The 24635-nt window shown below is 64.6% G+C and carries 2 protein-coding genes; both read right to left on the minus strand.

Annotated elements, in window-relative coordinates; translation table 11 throughout:
* Positions 1 to 506 precede the first annotated feature (506 nt).
* Positions 507 to 11801, minus strand: a complete 11295-nt coding sequence (locus tag ACP7EW_RS24125) for an amino acid adenylation domain-containing protein (protein WP_426220342.1) — start codon at positions 11799 to 11801, stop codon at positions 507 to 509.
* The gene (locus tag ACP7EW_RS24130) at positions 11798 to 24625 is read right to left on the minus strand and encodes an amino acid adenylation domain-containing protein (protein ID WP_426220344.1); all 12828 of its coding nucleotides are present in this window, start codon (positions 24623 to 24625) and stop codon (positions 11798 to 11800) included. The genes ACP7EW_RS24125 and ACP7EW_RS24130 overlap by 4 nt, the downstream gene beginning before the upstream one ends.
* Positions 24626 to 24635: the final 10 nt, after the last annotated feature.

Genomic DNA, 24635 nt, shown 5'->3' on the forward strand with positions numbered 1-24635 from the left:
AGCGGCCTGACAGCCGGCTTGAGTGGTGTGGAGCAAAGGCAAGGGCAAAGGCAAAGGCAAACGCAGTCCACTGTAGGAGCTGGCTTGCCGGCGATGGTCGTTAACGATGACGCCGGAACATCTGGATGATCGCGGCGTTTTCACGTTTTTCGCCGGCAAGCCGGCCCCTACAGAAGACGAAAAGCGTACCCACGATGCGAAGCGAGTCGCTTTTGCTCTGGCTTTTGATCTTCGGCGCCCCGTAAAACCACGCTGGCCGAACGCAGGCTTTGGAGCGTGGGTAACCCGGCAGGACGCCGGGTTAGCCGCGCTGGGCCAGGGATGGCCCATCGCGGCGGCCCACGCTCCAAAGCCTTCGTTCGGGCACACCGAGCCTAGGCGAGGTGCCGAGTGGTGGGGCGAAGGCCTTTTGGTTACTTTTGGGCCTTTCCAAAAGTGACCCGCTGTAAGAGCGGAACCATAAGTCGCCGTGACCGCAGCAACGGATATGTACACCAACAGCCCCCTCACGAAACAACCTCCCCAACCACCAAACCATCCACCCACCACCGCGCCAACCCAACCACATTGGGCGCCTTGAGCAACGTAAAGTGATTCCCCCCGCCATACCAAACCTGCAACCCACTCCCCTGCCGCCGCCACCCCTCAACCATCAACCCCTGCTCCCGCTGATTCCCCGCCGCATCCAACGCCGGATCCTCAGCCAACACCAACCGCACCACACCGTTAAATCGCGCACCCGGCCGATACCGCGTACGCAACGCCGCCGCATAAGTCCGCGCCGGCCCATCCATCGCATCCACAGCCGACCGCCCCGGCAACAGACCAACGCCAACCATCCCTGCGTGTAACTGCCGCCGCTGCGCCACCTCATCCGCTCCTGCAAAATCCCCCAGATCAATCCCCAGCGACATACCCGCAGACAACTGCATCGCCTCAATCAACCGCATCAACGCAGCCGTCGTCGTATAAGGCCTGACAGCGCGCTCCGGAGACTCACTGTCAATCACCGTCAACGAAGCCACCTCCCGCCCCGCCGCCTGCAACCGCAACGCCATCTCCAGCGCAACCCAGCCGCCAAACGAATGCCCCACCAAATGCACCGCCCCCTGCGGACACTCCTGCTCCAACGCCTTCAAGTAACAAGCCGCCGCCACTTCCACCTGACTATGGGGCACCGCCTCACCGTCCAACCCACGCGGCTGCAAGCCAAATAACGGCCAATCCCGCCCCAGCGCTTCACTCAAGCCAATAAACCCGGTGACGCTGTCCCCCGCCCCCGGCACACAGAACACCGGCGCATACCCCGCGCGGCCACTCTGAATCCGCAGCAAGGGCTGATGCGGGGCCTGAACCTGCGGCGTGCACGTCACCAAGGCCTCAGCCATCGCCTGACCCAGCGCCTGGATATGCGGCGCCTGCATCATGCTCTGGTGATCCCCCGGCACCGCCACCTGGCGCAATTGCCCCGGCGCCAACACCTCATTCCAACCCAGGGTTTCACTGCGCCGTGACAACTCGGTAGGCCGCTCACTCGCGCTGAACAGATGCACCGCTATCGGCAACGGAAACAGGCTGTAATGGGCCAACGCATGCCCATGCCCCACTTCCCGCTCGATATAGTTCAAGAGGTCCGCATCCGTCGTCGCTGCCATTTGCGCGTGCAGCACACCTTCATCGCGACAACGTTGCAACAGGCCTGCAAAGTCCAGCTGTCCAACCTGCGCCTCCAACTGCCCAAGGCTCGCCAGTTCATCCACACCTCCCTGTGCTTTCCAATGCGCCGTGCACTGCAACAGCAAATGCCGCTTGAGCGCGTCCGGCCCGCTCCATCGCGCCTTGCCCTGGTCAGTCATGCGCGGTACATAGCTGTCGATCAAACCGAGAAACTCAACCGGCTCATCCAGCCCCAGCAGTTGCATCGCCACTTCATAGGCAAGCACCCCGCCGAATGACCAACCGGCAACTCGGTAAGGCCCATGGGGCTGAATGCCTCGGATCAACCCGACCAGCCGCGCAGCCAGACCTTCCATCGTGTTCAGATGCGGTTCGCCCAGCGCCACGCCCGGCAAGCCATAGATCGGATAGTCACCCGGCAAATGCTGGCCCAGCGCCGGGAAATACACGTCCATACCGCTGAATTCGTGGACCAGGAACAACGGCGCTTGCGAACCACCACTGCGTACCTTGATCACCGACATGTCACGCACCGGCTCATCCGTACGCTGGCGCAGCATCGCGGCGACGGAGGCCACACTGGCATGCTGGAACAGCTCAGCCAGGGACACCTGCAACCCCGCTTCTTCCATCAGGTTGACCAGCCGGATCGCCAGCAATGAATGCCCGCCCAACTCGAAGAAACTGTCATGGCGACCAACCTGCTCCAGCTTCAGCACCTCGGTCCATAGCTGGGCCAGGGTGTGTTCCAGTCCATCGGCCGGTGCTTCAAACTCACGGCGGTTGAACGTGTCCAGGGCCGGCACCGGCAAGGCCTTGCGGTCGACCTTGCCGTTGGCGGTCAACGGCAGGTGATCCAGCGGCACAAAGGCCGACGGCACCATGTACTCCGGCAATTGGCTTTGCAGATAGGCGCGCACGCTGTCGAGGTCGACAGGCTGATCCGCCCAGGTGAAATACGCCGCCAGGCGCTTGTCGCCCGGTGCGTCTTCTCGAGCCAGCACCACCACGTCCTGGATACCGGCGAAGGTCGCCAGACGCGCTTCGATCTCGCCCAGTTCGATGCGAAAACCACGGATTTTCACCTGGTCGTCATTGCGCCCGATGCAGTCCAGCAGGCCGTCCGCCGTCCAACGGCCGAGGTCGCCGGTGCGGTACATCAAGGCACCCTCAGTCAACGGATCTCGTACAAACTTTTCAGCGGTGAGATCAGGTCGATTCAGATACCCCAAGGCCACGCCGTCTCCGCCGATGCAGATTTCACCAGTCACACCCATGGGCACCGGCTGCAAGTAAGCATCCAGCACATGGATCTGCGTATTGGAAATCGGCTGGCCGATCGGCACGCTGTCGGCCTCCTCGGCCAGCGCGCGCACCTCATAGGTGGTGGCGTAGGTGGTGGTTTCGGTCGGCCCATAGCAATGCACCAGGCGCAACGCGGGCGCCTGGGCCAACAAGCTGCGGAAGGCGGCCGGGTCGGCACGCTCGCCGCCGCACAGCAGGATGCGCAAGCCCGCCAGGGCCTGGGGAATCAGCTGCACATACTGGTTGAACAAGGCCGTGGTGACGAACAGCACCGTTGCGTCCGCCAAGGCCACGCCAAAGGCTGCAGGATCCAGCAAGGTGGCGTGGTCGATCACCTGCACCTGGCCGCCGTTGAGCAGCGGGCCCCACACGTCCATGGTGCTGGCGTCGAATGCCGGGTTGGAGGCGAAGGCCACGCGGTCGCTGGCGTTGAAGTCGGCGTAGCCGTTGTTGATCACCAACCGCGTGATGCCGCGATGGGGCACCAACACCCCTTTGGGCGTGCCGGTAGAGCCGGAGGTGTACATGATGTACGCCACGCTGTCCGAGGACTGCGACAGGTCGGGGTTGTGGCTGGGTTGTGGATCAAGGGCCAGGGTGTCCAGGTCCAGGCGTTGCACATCGTAGTCAACGGCCCTATCGCTGCGGGTCAACAACCAGACCGCGCCGCTGTCCTGCACCATGAAGCCCTGGCGTTCGACGGGTGCGTTGATGTCCAGCGGCACATAGGCGGCGGCGCATTTGAGCACGGCCAGTTGGCTGATCAGCAAGTCCAGGCAGCGCGGCAGCAGGATCGCCACGTTATCGCCGGGACGCAACCCAAGGCCCAACAGGTGATGGGCCAAGCGATTGGCGCGGGTATTCAGCTCGCCATAACTCAATGACTGCCCGCCATGCAAAGCGGCCAATGCGCCAGGACGCGCCTGGGCCTGGGCTTCAAACAGGCGTTGCACCGTGTGTTCGCGCGGGAATGATCGCGTGGTGGCGTTGAAATCCAGCAGTTGCTGGCGTTCGGCAGCAGGCAGGATCGGCCAGTGGCTGATGCCCACCGCGCTGCCCTGTTCCAACGCCTGCACCACCTGCTCCACGGCAACCTGCAAGTAGCCGCACAACCGGCGTGCGCCCTGCCCCACGACTTTCAGCGAGAACCCCTCACCCAGGTCATCCACGCTCACTGACAGGCCGTAGTTACTGTGCTCTTCCGCCTTGAGCAGCCGAATGCCCTGCCATGCTTCGCTGGCAGCCTGCGGCGCACTGTGGCGATAGTTGAACAGCGTGTCGAACAGCGGCGTCGTCGCCGGCACGTCGCTGCAACGCTGGGCCAAGGCCAGCGGCGCCTGCTCATGGCTGAGCAATTGACTGAGACGTGCATGGGTGGCCCGCAGCGCCTCGCGCACCGAGTGTTCACCCAGGTCGACCCGCAGCGGCAAGGTATTGATAAACACCCCCATGGCCCGCTCGGCGCCTTCACCACCTTGCAAGCGGCCGAGCATCACGCTGCCGAACACCACGTTGTCGCGGCCCGAGACCTTGCCCAGCACCTGGGCCCAGGCCAGGTGCATCAGGCTGGCGGCGCTGACGCCGGATTGCCGCGCTTGGGTGCGCAGGCGTTGGCTCAATTCCGCATCCAGTGGGCGTTGAATCTGCTCATTTTCGCCCAGGCGTTCGACCTGGGTCGGCTCATCGATATCACCGAGCATTTCGCGGAAGAACACTTCGTGATCCTCTGCACCGACGCGGGTCTGGGCCACATAGTTGCGGTACGGCACCGCCACGCCCAAGGTGTGTTGAGTGCCCATGAGGAACGCCTGCATCTCCTGTTGCAGGATCTCCAGGGCGATGTGGTCCATCACCAGGTGGTGGAACAGCAACGAGGCACTGTGCGCATTGACCACCAGGCGCATCAATGGCGCTTGCGCCAGATCAAGCCGTTCCGGCACCGCGCCGTGTTCGACACGCAGAGACGCCTGGCGCCACACCACCTGCACCGGTTCTTCCAGGCCGTCCCAATGGAACGACGAACGCAGGATGTCATGGCGCTGGATCACCGCCTGCAAGGCCAGGGCAAACGCTTCCAGGCGCTGTGGGCTGTCGAACGCAAATTGCGCGCGCAGCACATAGTCGTCAGCGCCTTGCACCGCACGATGCTGATACAGCATGCCGGCCTGCAACGGCGCCAGCGGGTAGATATCCTGCACATTCGCCGCGCCGCCCGGAATGCAGGCGACGATACGCTCGATGGCCGGCTGATCCAGTTGAACCAACGGCAACATATCCGGGGTGATCGCGGTGCAATCAAGCGCAATGCGATTGGCCGGCACCGCCACTTCCCGGCCCCCACCCAAGGTCGCCGCCAAGGCTGATAAGGTCGGCTGACCAAACAACACCTTCACGTCCGCCGACAACCCGAGGCGGCGCATGCGCCCCATCAGGCTCACCGCGAGCAACGAGTGTCCGCCCAACTCGAAGAAGTTGTCGTGACGGCCCACGCGCTCCACGTTGAGCAACTCGGCCCAGAGGCTGGCCAGGGCGATTTCCGTGTCGCCCTGGGGCGCTTCGTATTCGCGTACCACCACCGACTCGAGGCCCGGCGCAGGCAAGGCCTTGCGGTCGAGCTTGCCGTTGGGGCTCAGGGGCAAGCTGTCGAGGTGCACAAAGATCGCCGGCACCATGAACTCCGGCAGGTGCTGCAACAGGTGCGCGCGCAATCCGTCGATCTCGCTAAACACCCCGGTGTAGTAGGCGATCAAACGATTGTCGCGGGCGATCACGGCGGCTTCGTTGACCGGCGGATAGTCGGTGAGGCGCGACTGGATTTCCCCCAGCTCGATGCGCAGGCCACGGATTTTCACCTGGTCGTCATTGCGTCCCAGGTACTCGATCGTGCCATCCGCCAGGTAGCGGCCCACGTCGCCGGTGCGGTACAGGCGACCGTCGGTGAACGGGTCCTTGAGGAAACGCTCGGCGGTCAATTCCGGCCGGTTCAGGTAGCCGCGCGCCACTTGCACGCCGCCGATGAACAACTCGCCGACCACCCCCAACGGCACCGGCTGCATCTGTGCATCCAGCACATACATGCGGGTGTTGGCGATCGGTTTGCCAATCGGCGTGTTGTCCGGCGTCACCGGGCCGGAGCAGTTCCACGCGGTCACGTCGACGGCGGCTTCGGTCGGGCCATACAAGTTGTGCAATTCGCTGCCCGGCAACTGCTGCTTGAAGCGCCGCACCAGGCTGCCCGGCAAGGCTTCGCCGCTGCACATCACCCGCACCAACCCTTTGGCTTGGCTGACATCTCCATGGGCCAGGAACACATCCAGCATCGACGGCACGAAGTGCAGCGTGGTGATCTGCTCAGTGGCGATCACCTCGCACAGATAGGCCGGGTCTTTATGCCCGCCAGGACGCGCCATCACCAGGCACGCGCCGGTGAACAGCGGCCAGAAGAACTCCCACACCGACACGTCGAAACTGAACGGGGTTTTCTGCAAGACACGATCATGGGCATGCAGGCCATAGGCGTCCTGCATCCACAACAGGCGGTTGACCACGCCGGGATGGTCGTTGATCACGCCCTTGGGTTGGCCGGTGGAGCCGGAGGTATAGATCACATAAGCGCTGACGCCTTCTACACCGGGGTTGTCTTGACGTTGGTGCTGCCAGGTCGACCGGTCCAGATCGACTACCGGCACATCCCCCAGCACCCCTCGTGTCGCGCCCTGGGCCAACACCGCGACCGGCGCGCTGTCCTCCAGCATGTAGGCAATACGCTCCAGCGGATACGCCGGATCCAGCGGCACATAGGCCGCGCCGGCCTTGAGAATCGCGTACAACCCGATGACCATCTCCAGGCCACGTTCCACACAGATCGCGACCCGTGAATCCGGCTGAACGCCGATTTCCAGCAGGTGATGCGCCAACTGGTTGGCCCGTGCATTCAGCTCGGCATAGGTCAATACAACGTCATCAGCCTTGACGGCGATGGCATCCGGTGTCCGCGCCACCTGCGCTTCGAACATAGCGTGCACGGTCTGGTCGAGGTCATAGGTCACCTCGGTGGCATTGAAGTCGAACAGCAAATGCTGACGTTCGCGCTCATCCACCAGCGGCACCTGTTCCAGCACCGCCTGGTCGTTATCGACCATGGCCTGCAACACACGGGTGAAATAGCCGACATAACGCTGCACCGTCGACTCATCGAACAGCGCCACCGCATACTCCAGCGCGCCGATGATCGTGCCCTGCACTTCGCTCAAGTCCAAGGACAGGTCGAACTTGGCAAAATGGCTGTTCTCGACGATGCCTTCCAGGGCCAGGTCGCCCAAAGCCAGGGTTGGCGCGCTGCTGTCCTGCCAGGTCAACAGCGTCTGGAACAACGGGCTGTGGGCCAGGCTGCGCGGCGGCCGGGTGATTTCCACCACCTGCTCGAACGGCAGATCCTGATGGGCCTGGGCTTCCAACGCCAGGGCCTTGACCCGCGCCAGCAGCGCCTCGGTGCTCAGCTCGCCGGAGGTGTCGATGCGCACGGCCAAGGTGTTGACGAACAGGCCGATCAGCCCTTCCACCTCGCTGCGCGTGCGATTGGCGACGGGCGAGCCGATCACCACATCCTGTTGCCCGGACAACCGCGCGAGCAGTGAGGCCCAGGCGCTCATCAAGGTCATGTACAAGGTGGTGCCGTGGCGTTGGCTCAAGGCCTTGAGCCCGGCGGTGAGGCGTTCGTCCAGGCGCACCTCGACACTGCTGCCGGCGTAGTCCTGTTGCGCCGGACGCGGGCGGTCAGTCGGTAAGGTGAGCAAGGCCGGCGCACCGGCCAGCGCCTGCTGCCAATAGGTGCTCTGGCGATGCAACACTTCGCCGCTGAGCCACAGGCGCTGCCACACGGCAAAGTCGCCGTACTGGATCGGCAGCGGCGGCAATGGGTCGGGCTGGCCGTGGCTGAACGCCTGGTACAGCGCCATCAGTTCGCGGGTGAGCACGCCCATGGACCAGCCATCGGAAACGATGTGGTGCAGGGTCAGCAGCAACACGTGGTGGTCGTCGGCCATGACCATCAGGCGCCCGCGCAACAACGGGCCACGCTCCAGGTCGAACGGCGCCGAGGCCTCGCCGTGGATCAACGCATCCAGCGCCTGCTGGGGTTGCGGATGGCGACGCAGGTCCTGCACTTGCAGAGGCAGCACGTCTTCGGCGGGTACGATCAACACTTGGGCGTCATCGCCGTGCTGGGCGAAGCGGCTGCGCAGAGTTTCGTGGCGCGCGACGATGCGGGCCAGCGCCCGTTGCAGCGCCTCGACATGCAACTGCCCACGCAAACGCAGGCCGATAGGGATGTTGTAGGCGGTGTTGGCGCCTTCCATCAGCGCCAGGAACCACAGGCGCTGCTGGGCAAAGGACAGCGGCACTGGTTCATCGCGATTGGCCGGCAGGATATCCGGCAAGGTGCTGCGGCCAGACCGGGCCAGCACCTCGGCGACGGCCGCCAGTTCGGCGTTGGCAAACAAGTCACCGAGCAGCAACTCGACGCCGAGGCGCTGGCGGACCTGGGAGACCATGCGCATCGCTAGCAACGAGTGCCCGCCCAGTTCGAAGAAGTGATCACGGCGCCCGACGCGCTCCACATGCAGCACATCGGTCCAGATCTGCGCCAGCACGCTTTCGATTTCGCCTTCGGGTGCCGCGTACTCGCGGGTAAACACGGCGGTCATGTCCGGCGCCGGCAAGGCCTTGCGGTCGAGCTTACCGTTGGCGGTCAGGGGCAGCGCGTCCAGCTTCACGTAGGCGACCGGGACCATGTAGTCCGGCAGGTGCGCCACCAACTGGGCGCGGATATCGCCCACGGCCAACGGGTCGAGTTGGCGGTTTTCGGTGAAATACGCCACCAGCCGTTCTTCCCGCACCAGCACCACGGCTTCCTGGATGCCTGCCACTTGGTTGAGCTGGGTTTCGATTTCGCCCAGTTCGATGCGCATGCCGCGAATTTTTACCTGGTCGTCGTTGCGCCCCAGGTACTCGATGTTGCCATCCGGCAGCCAGCGCGCCAGGTCGCCGGTGCGGTACATGCGCCCAGCGTTGAAGGGATCTTGCAGGAAGCGTTCGGCGGTCAGTTCCGGGCGGTTCAGATACCCCCGCGCCACGCCGTTGCCGCCCACGTACAACTCACCGGCCACGCCCAATGGCACCGGCCGCTGTTGCTCATCCAGCAAGTAGACCGTGGCATTGGCGATAGGCTTGCCGATATGCAGTGGCTGGCCCGCCTCGACCTTGCCCGACGTCGCAACCACGGTGGCCTCGGTCGGCCCGTAGTTGTTGATCAAGTCAAAGCGCTGCGCACGGCCGAACTGGCGCAGGCGATCGCCACCGATCAGCAAGGTGCGCAGCGTGGGGTGCTCGATCTGCTGGCTGAAGGCGTACTCGGCCACCGGCGTGGGCAGGAAGCACACGTCCAACGGCTGCGTGCACCACCAGGCCAACAACGCGTCGATATCTTCGGTGCCGTCATGGGCCGGTGGCAGGTGCAGGGTCGCGCCTACACACAGCGCCGGCCAGACTTCCCAGGCCATCGCATCAAAGCCGAACCCGGCGACGCTCGCGGTGTGGCGCCCGGCGCACAGGTCGAAGGCGTTGCAGTGCCAGTCCACCAGGTTGGCCACGGTGTGATGCTCCACCATCACGCCTTTGGGCAGGCCGGTGGAGCCTGAGGTGTAGATCACATAGGCGAGGTTGGACGGGGTGACTGCCACCGTGGGGTTGCTCGCCGAATGGTGCTGCCAGGTGTAGCGGTCGAGATTGATTACCGGCACTTCCAGGGCCGGCAAGCGTGCGAGCAAGGCGTGCTGGGTCAGCACCGCCACCGGGGCGCTGTCGGTCAGCAGGTAGGTGAGGCGCTCGGCCGGGTGCGACGGGTCCACCGGCACATAACAGGCGCCGGCCTTGAGGATTGCCAGCAAGCCGGCCAGGGTGTCCAGGCCTCGGCGCGCAACGATGGCAACGCGGTCGTCCGGCTTGACCCCCAGCGCCAGCAGGTGATGGGCCAGCAGGTTGGCTTGCTGGTTAAGTTCGGCATAGGTCAGCTGACGGCCCGAATGCACAGCGGCAATCGCGTCCGGTGTGAGGGCGGCCTGGGCTTCGACGCGAGCGTGCAGCGTGGTGCCCTGGGGAAAATCCGCTTGCGTGGCGTTGAAGTGTTCCAGCAGCAAACGCTGTTCATCGGCAGGCAGCACCGAGACTTGGTTGAGCGCCGTGTGCGGCGCCTGTTCCAACGCGGTCACCAGGTTGTCCAGGGCGGTTTGCAGGTAAGCGCAGACACGCTGTGGATCGACCTGGGTGGTCGCCAGCAGACGCAGGATGAACCCTTCGCCCAGGTCATCCACGCTCAGGGTCAGCGGGTAGTTGGTGCGCTCATCCGAACGCAGCGTCTCGATGCCCTGCCACGCGGCCACGGCTTCGCTGCTGGTACCGGTGCCGCTGTGGCGATAGTTGAGCAACGCACTGAACAACGGCGTCGGCGCCACCACCCCACTGCACCGTTGCGCCAGCGCCAGGGGCGCGTGTTCGTGGCGCAGCAGCGCGGTGAGGCGCGTGTGGGTGGCCTTGACTGCGCTGCGCAGGTCGCCGCCGCCCACGTCCACACGGAATGGCAAGGTATTGATGAAAATCCCCAAGGCGCGGTCCGTGGCATGTCCACCTTGCATACGGCCCATCAGTACGGTGCCAAACACCACTTGGGATTTGCCGGCCAGCACGCTCAGTACCTGGGCCCAGCCTAGGTGGAACAGGCTGGCAACGCTGACGCCCAGCGATCGAGCCTGGGCGCGCAGGCGCTGGTTGAGCGCGTCCGACAGCGGCCAATCCAGTTCACTGATGTCACGGCCATCGCCCTGCACATCCTGCAAGCCGAAGGGCAAGGTCGGCTCGACCACATCGCCAAGCATCTGCTGGAAAAACGCCTCATGCTGTTGCTCGCTGACACCCAGCCGCGCCTGCGCCACGTAGTTGCGAAACGGCACGGCGTGGCCCAGTTGCCCGGCGTGGCCTTGCAGGAACGCCTGCATTTCATGGCGCACCACTTCCAGGGCACTGTGATCCAGGGCCATGTGATGGAACAGCAGCATCGCGACGATGCGCCCCTGCGCCGGGTCCTTCGCCCAGGCCAGGCGCAGCAGCGGCGCCTGGGTCACGTCCAGCCGGTAATGGCGGGCATCGAAGCGCGCGTGCAGTTGGGCAGCAATATCACCGTCGGCCGGGTCGAGTTCCAGCGCCTGCACCGGCAACTGCGCGCTGCGCCAGACCACTTGCGACGGCTGTTGCAATCCGTCCCAGACTACGCCAGTGCGCAGGATGTCGTGACGGTCGATCACCCCCTGAAGGGCCAGGGCAAACGCCTCGAAACGCTCGACACTGTCGAAGGCGAATTGCGACTGCATCACATAAGGGTCGCCCTGCTCGGTGCTGACGTGGTGAAACAGGATGCCTTCCTGCAGCGGCGCCAGCGGGTAGATGTCCTGGATATTCGCCACGCCGCCGTCGACCGTGGCGACGATACGGTCGATCTCCTCCTGGCTCAGGTCGGACAGGGTCAACATGGCCGGCGTGATCCGTTCGGCATTGGCCGGGATGCCATTGGCCGGCACCTCGTTTGCCGCCGAATACTCGCCGGCCTTGATCAGTTCGATCAGCGCCGGCTTGTGTTCACGCAAGGCGGCGAGGATCACCGGGTCGCTCAGCGCTTGCTTGTTGCCTTGCACCGACAACTGCTCGCCCTTGAGCGCAAGTTGCACATCCTTGGTTTTCAGCGTCGCCAGCAGTTCGAGAATGCTCACAGGACGATCTCCATTCGTTCAGTCATCGCGGCGTAGCCAGCCAGGGTCGGCTGTTCGAACAACGCACGCACATCGGCTTCCATGCCTTCCTGGCGCAAGCGCCCGATCAAGCTCACGGCGAGCAGCGAGTGCCCGCCCAGTTCAAAGAAATTGTCCTGGCGCCCTACCCGTTCCACGTTGAGAAGCTCGGCCCAGAGTTGCGCCAGGAGGATTTCGGTGTCGCCCACCGGGGCTTCGTACTCGCGCACGGTCAAGGCTTCGCTGCCCGGCGCCGGCAAGGCCTTGCGGTCGAGCTTGCCATTGGGGCTCAGCGGCAACGCGTCGAGGTGCACGAACAGCGCGGGCACCATGAAATCCGGCAGGTAGTGCAGCAGGTGTTCGCGCAGGTCCGTTGCCCGAACGCCGGTGTAGTAGGCGACGAGCCGGTCTTCACGAGCCAGCACGGCGGCCTCGTTGACCTGCGGATGTTCCAGCAGGCGTGCCTGGATCTCACCGAGTTCGATACGCAGGCCACGGATCTTCACCTGGTCGTCGTTACGGCCCAGGTACTCGATTGTGCCGTCAGGCAGGTAGCGCCCCAGGTCGCCGGTGCGGTACAGGCGGCCGTTGGTGAACGGGTCCTTGAGGAAACGTTCGGCGGTCAACTCCGGCCGATTGAGGTAGCCCCGCGCCACCTGCACGCCGCCGATGAACAACTCGCCCACCACGCCCAAGGGCACTGGCTGCATCTGTGCATCGAGCACGTACATCCGGGTGTTGGCGATGGGTTTGCCAATCGGCGTGTTGTCCGGCACGTCCGGGCGCGCACAGTTCCAGGCAGTCACGTCCACCGCCGCTTCGGTCGGGCCGTACAGGTTGTACAGGCCGATACCCGGCAGTTGCTGCTTGAAGCGCCGCACCAGGCTGCCCGGCAGGGCTTCGCCGCTGCACATCACACGTTGCAGACCCGCCGCCTGGCTGACATCACCATGGGCCAGGAACACATCGAGCATCGACGGCACAAAGTGCAATGTGGTGATCTGTTCGTTCGCGATCACCTCGCACAGATAGGCTGGGTCTTTATGCCCACCAGGACGCGCCATCACCAGGCACGCACCGGTGAACAGCGGCCAGAAGAACTCCCACACCGACACGTCGAAGCTGAACGGGGTTTTCTGCAACACCCGGTCGTGGGCCTTGAGGCCGTAGGCGTCCTGCATCCAAAACAGGCGGTTGACCACGCCAGGATGGTCGTTGATCACGCCCTTGGGCTGGCCGGTGGAACCGGAGGTGTAGATTACGTAGGCGCTGAGGGCCTGCACCTGTGGGTTATCGATAGATTGGTGCTGCCAGGTCGGACGGTCCAGATCGATCACCGGCGCGTTGCCCAGCAAACCACGCGTGGCGCCTTGGGCCAGCACCGCGACAGGCGCGCTGTCTTCCAGCATGTAGCCGATACGTTCCAGCGGATACGCCGGGTCCAGCGGCACATAGGCGGCACCGGCCTTGAGGATCGCGTACAGCCCGACCACCATGTCCAGGCCGCGCTCCAAACAAATCGCCACCCGCGAATCGGCTTGCACGCCCCTATCTATGAGGTGATGCGCCAGTTGGTTGGCCTGCGCGTTCAGTTCGGCGTAGGTCAATGCCAGCTCACCTGCCTTGACGGCGATGGCGTCCGGTGTGCGCGTCACTTGCGCTTCAAATAGGCCGTGCAGGGTCTGGTCGAGGTCATAGGCGACCTCAGTGGCGTTGAAACCCGACAGCAGTTGCTGACGTTCCTGAGCCTCCAGCACCGGCAGGCGATTGACCGCCAACTGCGGCGCCTGCTCCAGCGCGTCGACCAGCCCCTGCAAGGTCACTTGCAGATAACCGCAGAGGCGTTGCGCGCCAATCGACTTCGCGGTCATGGCAGTGAGACGGAAGCCGTCGCCCTGGTCGTCCACGTTCAGCGTCAACGGGTAGTTGGTGCGCTCCTCGCTGGCCAGGGTCTGGATGCCTTCCCAGGCCTGGGAGACTGGCGCCTGCTGGCTGTCGCTGTGGCGATAGTTGAGCATGGCGCTGAACAACGGCTGCGGCGCGGCGACGCCACTGCAACGCTGAGCCAGGGCAAGGGACGCGTGTTCATGCCCGAGCAATGCAGTCAACCGCGCATGGGTCTGCTTGACCGCCACGCGCACGCCGCTGCCATCGATGTCCACGCGCAACGGCAAGGTGTTGATAAACATGCCCAGCGCCCGGTCACTGCCTTTACCGCCTTGCATGCGCCCCAGCAACACAGTGCCGAACACTACGTTTTCCTGGCCGGAGGTGCTGGCGAGCACCCGCGCCCACGCCAGGTGGAACAGGCTGGCGGCGCTCACGCCGAGCAAGCGCGCCTGGGTCCGCAGGCGCTGGTTGAGAGTTGGGGCCAGGTTCAGCTGGACCTCTTCGATAGCATTACCGTCGCCGCGCACATCCTGCAGGCCGAATGGCAAGGTCGGTTCGCTGATATCGCCGAGCATCCCACGGAAGAACTGCTCATGTTCGTCCTCGCTGACACCCAACCGCGCCTGGGCCACGTAGTTACGGTACGGCGTGGCGTCGCCGGCAGGTGGTGGCAACCCGAGCAGGCTGGCCTGCATCTCATGGCGCACGCCGTCGAGGGCGGTGTGGTCGAGGGCGATGTGGTGGAACAACAGGATCGCGACCACGCGCTGATTGGCCGGGTCCGGCGCGTACACCAGGCGTATCAGCGGCGCCTGATGCATCGGCACACGGTACTGGCGCGGGTCGAAGCGCTGGTGCAGTTGGTCGATCACGTCCGCCTGCACCTGCAAGCGGGCCTTGCGCCACACTACTTGCAGCGGCTGGGCCAGGCCTTCCCAGACCACGGCGGTGCGCAGGATGTCGTGACGGTCGATCACCTGTTGCAGCGCCTGGGCGAAGGCATTCAAGCGGTCGAGGCTGTCGAACGCCAGGTGCGATTGCAGCAGGTAAGGGTCGCCCTGACCCGCGCTGATGTGGTGGTAGAGAATGCCCTCCTGCAACGGCGCCAGCGGGTAGATGTCCTGCACATTGGCAGCACCGCCGGGCACCTGGGCAACGACGTGGTCGATGGTCGATTGGTCGAGTTGCACCAGGGACAACAGATCCGGGGTGATACGTTGGCAGCCCGCCGGAATACGGTTTTCCGGCACCGACACATCGCGCCCACTGCCCACGGCAGCCGCCAGCGCGGCCAGGGTCGGCTGGCTGAACAGCACGCGCACATCGGCACTCAGGCCGACCTGGCGCATGCGTTCGATCAGGCTGACGGCCAGCAACGAATGGCCGCCCAGCTCGAAGAAATGGTCATGGCGCCCGACCTGCTCCACTTGCAGAACCTCGGCCCAAATGCGTGCCAGGGTGCTCTCAACCTCGCCTTGGGGTGCTTCATAATCGCGCGTCAGCAACGCCGCCTGATCCGGTTCCGGTAACGCCTTGCGGTCGAGCTTGCCGTTGGCGGTCAGGGGCAAGGTCTGCAGCTTTACATAGGCGACCGGCACCAGGGCATCCGGCAACTGGGCTTGCAGTTGCGCGCGCAGGGTATCGATATCCAGCGGTTTTTGTTCGGTGAACCAGGCAATCAAGCGCCCTTCGCGCACCAGCACCACGGCTTCGCCGACGCCGTCCAGTGCGGCCAGGCGGCTTTCGATTTCACCCAGCTCAACCCGCACGCCACGCACTTTCACCTGGTCATCGTTACGCCCCAGGTACTCGATATTGCCATCCGGCAACCAGCGCGCCAGGTCGCCGGTGCGGTACATGCGGCCCTCATTGAACGGGTCTTGCAGGAAGCGTTCGGCGCTCAGGTCCGGACGGTTCAGGTAACCGCGCGCCACGCTGCTGCCGCCGACATACAACTCGCCCGCCACCCCCACAGGCACCGGACGCAAGTGCGCGTCCAGCAGGTAGACGCTGGCATTGGCGATGGGCCGGCCGATATGCAGCACCTGCCCGGCGCGCACGCGGCCGGAGGTGGCAACTACCGTGGCTTCGGTGGGACCGTAGTTGTTGATCACTGCAAAGCGGCGTTCCTGGGTGAACTGGCGCAGCCGATCACCGCCAATCAGTAGAATGCGCAACGTGGGGTGTTGCAGGTTCTGGCTGAAGGCGTATTCGGCCACAGGCGTTGGCAGAAAGCTGACGTCCAGCGGTTGCGCCAGCCACCAGTCGAGCAATTCATCGATATTTTCATTGCCCACATCGGCCGGTGGCAGATGCAGGGTGGCACCCACGCACAGCGCCGGCCAGACCTCCCAGGCCATCGCATCAAACCCGAAACCGGCGACGCTGCTGGTGTGGCCCGTCGCATCCAGGCCAAAGGCCTCGCAGTGCCAGTGCACCAGGTTTTCCACGGTGCGGTGTTCCACCATCACACCTTTGGGCTGGCCGGTGGAGCCGGAGGTGTAGATGACGTAAGCCAAGTGCGCCGGGGTCAATGCACTCAGTTGTGGGTTGCTGACGGCCTGCTGCTGCACGCGCGGATCGTGCAGGTCGAGGCTGGTAACCGCACCCAACAGGTCGCGGGTACTGGCTTCGGCCAACACCGCCACAGGCGCGCTGTCTTTCAGCAAGTAGGCGATGCGCTCGGCGGGGTACGCCGGGTCGATAGGCACGTAGCCGGCACCGGCCTTGAGAATGCCCAGCAAGCCCACCAGCATCTGCGGGCCGCGACGGCAGCACAGGGCGACGCGATCGTCGGGCTGCACGCCCTGTTGCAACAGATGATGGGCCAACTGGTTGGCGCGAATATTGAGCTGCTGGTAGGTCAGCGATTCGCCGTCTTGCACCACGGCGATGGCGTGAGGTTGGCGCTCGGCCTGGACCTCGAATGCCCCATGCACCGTGTGGCCCTTAGGGAAATCACTGGCGGTGGCATTGAACTCGCGCAGCAGGGTTTCGCGCTCCGCTGTCGGTAGGATCGGCAATTGACTGAGTGCGGTCTTCGGTGCGTTTTCCAGCGTGTCGACCAACTGCTCGACGGCGTTATGCATATAGGCGCACATGCGCTGGGCGCCGATCTGCGGCAGCGCCAAGACGGTCAGGCCGAAGCCTTCGCCCAGGTCATCCACGCTCAAGGTCAGCGGGTAGTTGCTGCGCTCCTCACCACCGAGCAGTTGCACCCCTTCCCAGATGCCATGGCCGTCGCGGGCCATTTCGCCAGGCGTGCTGTGGCGGTAGTTGAGCAAGGCACTGAACAGCGGCGAGGCATTCGCCACGCCGCTGCAACGCTGGGCCAGCGCCAGGGACGCATGTTCGTGGCCAAGCAAGGCGCTCAAGCGCCCATGGGTCGCCTTGACCGAAACCGCCGCCGGCGCTGCTACATTGACCCGCAGCGGCAAGGTGTTGATGAACATGCCCAGCGCACGGTCCGCACCGTCACCGGCCTGCATGCGGCCCATCAATACGGTGCCGAACACCACGTCGTCACGCCCGGACACCAGACCCAGTACCTGCGCCCAGGCCAGGTGCATCAGGCTCGCCGCGCTGACGCCCAACTGCCGCGCCTGTTCGCGCACCCGCTGGGCCAGCACGGCATCCACCGGCCATTCGGCTTCTTCGATGTCACGCCCATCGCCCTGCACGTCTTGCACGCCGAACGGCAGGGTCGGCTCATCCACGTCAGCGAGCATGTCGCGGAAGAAGGCTTCGTGTTCCTCCACGCTGACACCCAGGCGCGCCTGGGCCACGTAGTTGCGGAACGGTGCCGCCTCGGGCAAGTCCTGCGCCGGGTTGAACAGGAACGTGCGCATCTCCTGGCCCACCACTTCCATGGCGGTGTGGTCCAGCGCCAGGTGGTGGAACAGCAGGATCGCCGCGACGCGGTTGTGCTGCGGATCCTGGGCGTAAACCATGCGCAGCAGCGGCGCCTGGGTGATGTCCAGGCGGTAATGGCGGGCATCGAAGCGCGCGTGCAGTTGTTCGATGACGTCGCCGTCCGCCGGGTCCAAGGCAACCTCTTGGACAACCAGTTGCGCCTCACGCCACACCACTTGCACCGGGCTGTCCAGGCCCTCCCAGACCACGCCGGTACGCAAGATGTCATGGCGGGCCACCACCTTTTGCAATGCGCCCATGAACGCGTGCAGGCGCTCGATACTGTCGAATGCCATGCGCGATTGCAGCAGGTACGGATCACCCTGCTCGGCACTGATGTGGTGGTAAAGAATGCCTTCCTGCAGCGGCGCCAGCGGGTAGATATCCTGTACGTTCGCCGCACCGCCCGGCACGTTCGCGACGATACGCGCAATAGCCGTCGGGTCGAGCTGTACCAGCGTGAGCATGGACGGCGTGATCTGGGTGCAACCCGTTGGAATGCCATTGGCCGGCACCACGACTTCCCGGCCACTGCCCACGGCGGCGGCCAGCGCCGCCAGGCTTGGCTGGCTGAACAACACACGCACATCGCAGCTGAGGCCGACCTGGCGCATGCGCTCGATCAGGCTGACCGCCAGTAATGAATGTCCGCCCAACTCAAAGAAGTGATCGTGACGACCCACGCGGTCGAGCTTGAGCACCTCCTGCCAGATCTGCGCCAGCTGGGTTTCCACTTCGCCTTCCGGCGCTTCGAAGCCACGGCTGAGCAGCGCACTCTGGTCCGGCACCGGCAGGCCCTTGCGGTCGAGCTTGCCGTTGGCGGTCAGCGGTAGCAGCTCCAGCCACACATAAGCCGACGGCACCATGTAATCCGGCAGGTGGCCTTGCAGGTGGGCGCGCAGTGTTTCGATGTCCAACGGCTCGCTAGCGGTGTAGTAGGCCACCAGGCGCTTGTCGCCGGGCTCGTCTTCACGGGCCAAGACCACAGCGTCTTTTACGCCAGGGAAGCTGGCCAGGCAGGTTTCGATCTCGCCGGGTTCAATCCGGAAACCACGGATCTTCAACTGCAGGTCATTGCGCCCCTGGTACAGCAAGGTGCCGTCGACCTGCCAGCAGGCCAGGTCACCGGTGCGGTACAGCAGGCCTTCACCAAACGGGTTCGGGATGAATTTTTCGGCGGTCAGTTGCGGCTGGTTCAGATACCCCTTGGCCACGCCCGAGCCACCAATGTACAGCTCGCCCACCACGCCCAACGGCACGGGTTGCTGGCGCCGGTCGAGCACGTAAGCCTGGGCATTCGCTATCGGGCGGCCGATGGGAATGCCGCCCTCGCCCACCGAGGTGATCTCGAAGGTGGTGGAAAAGGTGGTGGCTTCGGTAGGCCCGTAGCCGTTGAGCAGGTGCTGGGGTTTGCCGTGTTCAAGTACGCGACCAATCACCTGCGGGTCGAGCACATCGCCGCCAACGATCAGGTAGCGCAGCTGGCGGAACACCGGCATCAGCGCATCGGCGTATTGGTGGAACAGCCCGGCGGTCATCCACAACACGCTGACGGATTGCTCCTGCAATAACGACGCAAACGCCGCCTGGGACAACAGCACGCCATGCTCGACCACTACCACGCAGCCGCCATTGAGCAAAGGTGCCCATACGTCGAGGGTGCTGGCATCGAACGCCGGGTTGGAGGCGAACGCCACGCGGTCGCGCGCGTTGAATTCGGCGTAACCGTTGTTGAGCACCAGCCGCGAGATGGCGCGGTGCGGCACTTGCACGCCTTTGGGCGCCCCAGTGGAGCCGGAGGTGTAGAGGATGTAGGCGACGCTTTCGGCGGACTGCGGCAGTTCAGGGTTACGCGGCGACTGGGCATCCAGGTTCAGGTCGGCCAGGTTGTTGAGCACCCGGTGCGCACCACTGTCCTGCACGATAAACGCTTGGCGCTCGACCGGCGCGTTGACGTCCAGCGGCACATACACCGCGCCGCACTTGAGGATCGCCAGCTGGCAGATCAGCAGATCGAGGGAACGCGGCAGCGCAATCGCCACGCTTTCGCCCGGTTGCACGCCCTGGCTGAGCAAGTGGTGGGCCAGGCGGTTGGCATGCCGGTTGAGGTCGCGGTAACTCAAGGACAGCTGACCATGCACAACCGCCACGGCCTCTGGACGGGCCAGCGCCTGGGCTTCGAACAGCTGATGCACGGTGAGCTGGGACGGGTATTCACGGGCGGTGGCGTTGAAGTCCACCAGCAATTGGTGACGCTCGGCGGCCGGCAGGATCGAGACAGCCTGCAACGGCGTGGTCGCCGCCTGCTGCAACGCGGTCACCAGATGGCGCAACGCGGTGAGCATGTACTCGCCCACGCGTTGTACGTCGAGGGTCGCGACGCCCTGTACGGTGAGCGCGAAGCCCGTGCCCAGGTCATCGACGTTAAGCACCAGCGGGTAGTTGCTGCGCTCTTCGGAACTGAGAATCTGGATACCGGAGGCGGCGAACGGGCTGTCCCCCGGCGCCTCCCCCGGTGCGCTGTGGCGGTAGTTGAGCAAGGTGCTGAACAGCGGCAACGAACCCGGCACGCCGCTGCAACGCTGGGCCAGGGATAACGAGGCGTGCTCATGCCCGAGCAACTGCGCCAGGCGTGCATGGGTGGCGCGCACGCCGGCTTGCACGCCGACCGTGCCGAGGCTGACCCGCAGCGGCAAGGTGTTGATGAACATGCCCAGCGCACGGTCGGCGCCCTCGCCGCCCTGCATGCGGCCCAGCAACACGGTGCCGAACACCACGTCCTGTTGGCCCGACACCTGCCCCAGCACCTGGGCCCAGGCCAAATGCACCAGGCTGGCGGTGCTCACCCCCAATTGCCGCGCCTGTTCGCGCAAACCCAGGCTGAGTGCCGGTTCCAGCGGCAGGTGGGCGTCGAGGATGCCACTGCCGTCGCCATTCACGTCCTGCAGGCCGAAGGCCAAGGTCGGCTCATCGATATCGCCGAGCATTTCGCTGAAGAAGGCTTCGTGCTGGGCCTGGCTGACGCCGAGTCGCGCCTGGGCCACGTAGTTGCGGTACTGCACGGCGTCCGGCAGTTGTGCGCTGTTGCCAGACAGGCTGGCGCTCATTTCGTCCACCAGCACCTGCAACGCGGTGTGGTCCAGCAGGATATGGTGCAACAGCAAGATACCGACAAAACAATCCTGCTCTTGCGAGTAGGCGAAGCGCATCAGTGACGCGCGGGTCAGGTCGAGGCGGAAGTGACGCGGGTCGAAGCGTTGCTGCAATTGGGCAAGCGACTCGTCGCTGCGCTCAACGGCCAAGTTCGCCTCGCGCAAAACCACCTGCACCGGCTCGTTGAGACCCTCCCAGAGAATCGCGGTGCGCAGGATATCGTTGCGTCCGATCACGCTGTGCAGTGCCTGGCTGAACGCGTCCACCGCCAATTGGTCGTTGAAACTGAACTGCACCTGCAACACGTAGGGATCGCCCTCGGTGGTCGCCAGGTGATGGTAGAGAATGCCGGCCTGCAACGGCGCCAGGCCGTAGATGTCCTGCACGTTGCTGAGGCCACCGGATACGCTCTGGATGATATGGTCGAGCGCCGCCTGGTCGAGTTCCACCAACGGCACCATGTCCGGGGTAATGTGCTGGCTGGCCTGGGTGATCAGGTTGGCCGGGACCTGCACCTCCTGTTGCCCACCCACGGCTGCGGCCAGTGCCGCCAGGGTCGGTTGGCCGAACAGCACGCGCACATCGGCGCTGAGGTCGACCTGGCGCATGCGTTCGATCAGCTTGACCGCCAACAGCGAATGGCCGCCCAGTTCGAAGAAGTTGTCGTCACGGCCGACCTGATCGAGCTTGAGCAGGTCTTGCCAGATCGTGGCGATGGCGGTTTCCACCGCGCCTTGTGGCGCTGTATAGCCGCGACGGGCCAGGGCGTCCGCATCCGGCGCGGGGAGTGCCTTGCGGTCGAGCTTGCCGTTGGTGGTCAGCGGGAATTTATCCAGCTGCACAAAGGCGCTGGGCACCATATGCTCGGCCAGACTCTGCAGCAGATGGTCGCGCAGGTCGGCTGCCTGTAGTTCGCCTTCGGCAATCACGTAGGCCACCAGGCGCTTGTCGCCCGGTTCGTCTTCACGGGCGATCACTACGGCATCACGTACGCCAGGAGCCGTGGCCAGGCGCGCTTCGATCTCGCCCAGTTCGATGCGGAAACCGCGGATCTTCACCTGGTCATCGTTGCGCCCCAGGTATTCGACGCTGCCGTCGGCCAGCAGGCGGCCGAGGTCGCCGGTCTTGTACAGGCGCTGGCCGGTGGCCGGGTCGGCCAGGAAGCGCTCGGCGGTCAGTGCTTCACGGTTGAGGTAACCGCGCGCCACCCCGGCGCCGCCGACGTATAACTCACCGACCACCCCCAACGGCAGCGGCTCGCGACGCGCATCCAGCACGTACAGCTGCAAGTCGGGAATACGCACGCCAATCGGGCTGACGCCAACCAATTGCGCATCCGCCGCTTCAAGGGCGCGATAGGTCACATGCACGGTGGTTTCGGTGATGCCATACATGTTCACCAGTTGCGTCCCGGCGTTGATCGCCCGGGCGTACCACGGCTTGAGCATGCCCGGCTCCAGCGCCTCGCCACCGAAGATCACTTGGCGCAAGGAATGGGATTGCGGGTTCTGGCTTTGGGCAGCAATCAATTGGCGGAAGGCGCTCGGTGTCTGGTTGAGGATGCTCACGCCTGCTTCGCAGAGCAGCGAATAGCACTCATCCGGCGAGCGGCTGACCAGTTGCGGCACGATCAGCAACTGGCCGCCGTGCATCAGCGCGCCCCAGATTTCCCATACCGAGAAATCGAAGGCGAACGAGTGGAACAACGCCCAAACATCGTTGGTGTTGAAGCCGAACCAATGCTCGGTGGCCGTGAACAGGCGAGCCACCTGGCGGTGTTCGATCATCACGCCCTTGGGCTGGCCGGTGGAGCCGGAGGTGTAGATCACGTAGGCCAAATGGGCCGGGCTGACCCTGACCCGTGGGTTGACGAGGGACTCACCGCGCAAGCCATTCAGGTCTATCTGTGGCAGGTCGCCGACCAAGTGACGCGTGTTGGCTTGCACCAGCACCGCCACCGGCGTGCTGTCGGCTAGGGTGTAGGCAATGCGCTCCAACGGGTAGGCCGGGTCGATCGGCACATAGCCGGCGCCCGCCTTGAGGATGCCGAGCAAGCCAATGATCATCTCCGGGCCGCGCTCCACGCAGATCGCCACGCGGTCATCCGGGCAGATGCCTTGGGCCAGCAGGCGATGGGCAACCTGGTTGGCGCGCTCGTTCAGCTGGCGGTAGGTGAGGCGCTGGTTGTCGAAGCGCAAGGCGATGGCTTCGGGCTGGGCGGCGGCGTGGGTTTCGACTTGCTGATGGATCAGGGCGGTGTCGGCGTAGTGCGCGGGGCTTTGATTGAGGCTGTGCAGCAGGGTGTGGCGTTCGGTGTCGGGCAGGATATTCAGGCCGCTGAGCGGCATGTCCGGTCGTTGCTCCAGGGCATCAGCCAGGCTTGCCAGGGCGGTGTGCAGGTAAGTGGCAACCCGTTCGGCACCGATGGATGCGTCGACCATCACGGTCAGCGCGAAATCCTCCCCCAGGTCATCGACGTTGACGGTCAGCGGGTAGTTGGTGCGCTCCTCGGCACCCAGCACGCGGATGCCCTCGGCCACCTCGATCACCTCGGCCATGTCCGTGGCGGCGCTGTGGCGGTAGTTGAGCATGGCGCTGAACAGTGGCGTCGGTGCCGCCACGCCACTGCAACGCTGGGCCAGCGCGAGGGACGCATGTTCGTGGTTGAGCAAGGTGGTGAGGCGTTCATGCGTGGCCTTGACCCCGGCACGCACGCCCTGTTCGCCCACATCCACACGCAGGGGCAAGGTGTTGATGAACATGCCCAAGGCCCGCTCACCGCCCTCGCCCGCGCCCATGCGACCGAGCATCACGGTGCCGAACACCACTGCTTCACGCCCGGAGACCACGCCCAATACGCGGGCCAGCGCCAGGTGCATCATGCTCGCCACGCTGACGCCAAGGGGACGGGCCAGAGCGCGCAGGCGGCGGCTCAGTGTGCCGTCGACGGGGGTGCGTGCCTCGTCGATGCCCAGGCCATCACCCTGTACGTCCTGCAAACCGAAAGGCAGCGTCGGCTCATCGATGTCCGCCAGCATCTCGCGGAAGAACGCCTCGTGGGCCTGCTCGCTGACGCCATGGCGTACCTGGGCGATGTAGCTGCGAAACGGCACAGGCTCACCGGCCTGGGCGTGCTCGCCGGCCAGGTACAGCTGGATTTCATGGCGCACCACGTCCAGGGCGGTGTGATCGAGGATGGTGTGATGGAACAGCAGCGTCGCCGCTACCCGCCCAGTGAGCGAATCCTCGGCAAACACCAGTCGCAGCAGCGGCGCCTGGCCCAGGTCCATACGATAACTACGCGGATCGAAATCAACCGCCTCGCAAGACAGGCTCGCCTTGCGCCACACCACTTGCAACGGCTCGTCGAGACGCTCCCAGACCATGGAGGTGCGCAGGATATCGTGACGATCGATCACCCATTGCAGCGCTTCGGCAAACGCCTCCAGACGCCCACGGCTGTCGAACTCGAACTGCGCGTGCAACACGTACGGATCGCCCTGCTCCGCCGACAGATGGTGGTACAGCATGCCTTCCTGAAGCGGCGCCAGTGGGTAGATATCCTGCACGTTAGCCGCGCCGCCGGGGATGGCCGCAACGATTCGGTCGATGGCCGCCTGTTCGAGCCTGACCAGGGGCAGCATGTCCGGGGTGATGCGGTAGGCCGGGCTCAGCCAGTCGCCGCCATGTTCGGCGACCAGTTCGAGCAGCCGGGGCTTGTGGGCGATCAATTGATCCCACAGCGCATCGTCCAGCGCTTCGTCATCGCCGAGGATGATCAGGTCGCCTTCTTCCAGTTGCAGACGGATCGCATGGGTGGAAATCGCTGCCAATAATTCGCTGAACTGCATGGGGTAACCT

It is taken from the genome of Pseudomonas sp. DWRC2-2 (genome assembly GCF_049897885.1).
Classification (GTDB): Bacteria; Pseudomonadota; Gammaproteobacteria; order Pseudomonadales; family Pseudomonadaceae; genus Aquipseudomonas; species Aquipseudomonas azotoformans_A.

Bases quoted from the DNA above. Each gene is read 5' to 3' on its own strand.
- ACP7EW_RS24130 (WP_426220344.1), bottom strand. From the start codon at position 24,625: ATGCAGTTCAGCGAATTATTGGCAGCGATTTCCACCCATGCGATCCGT.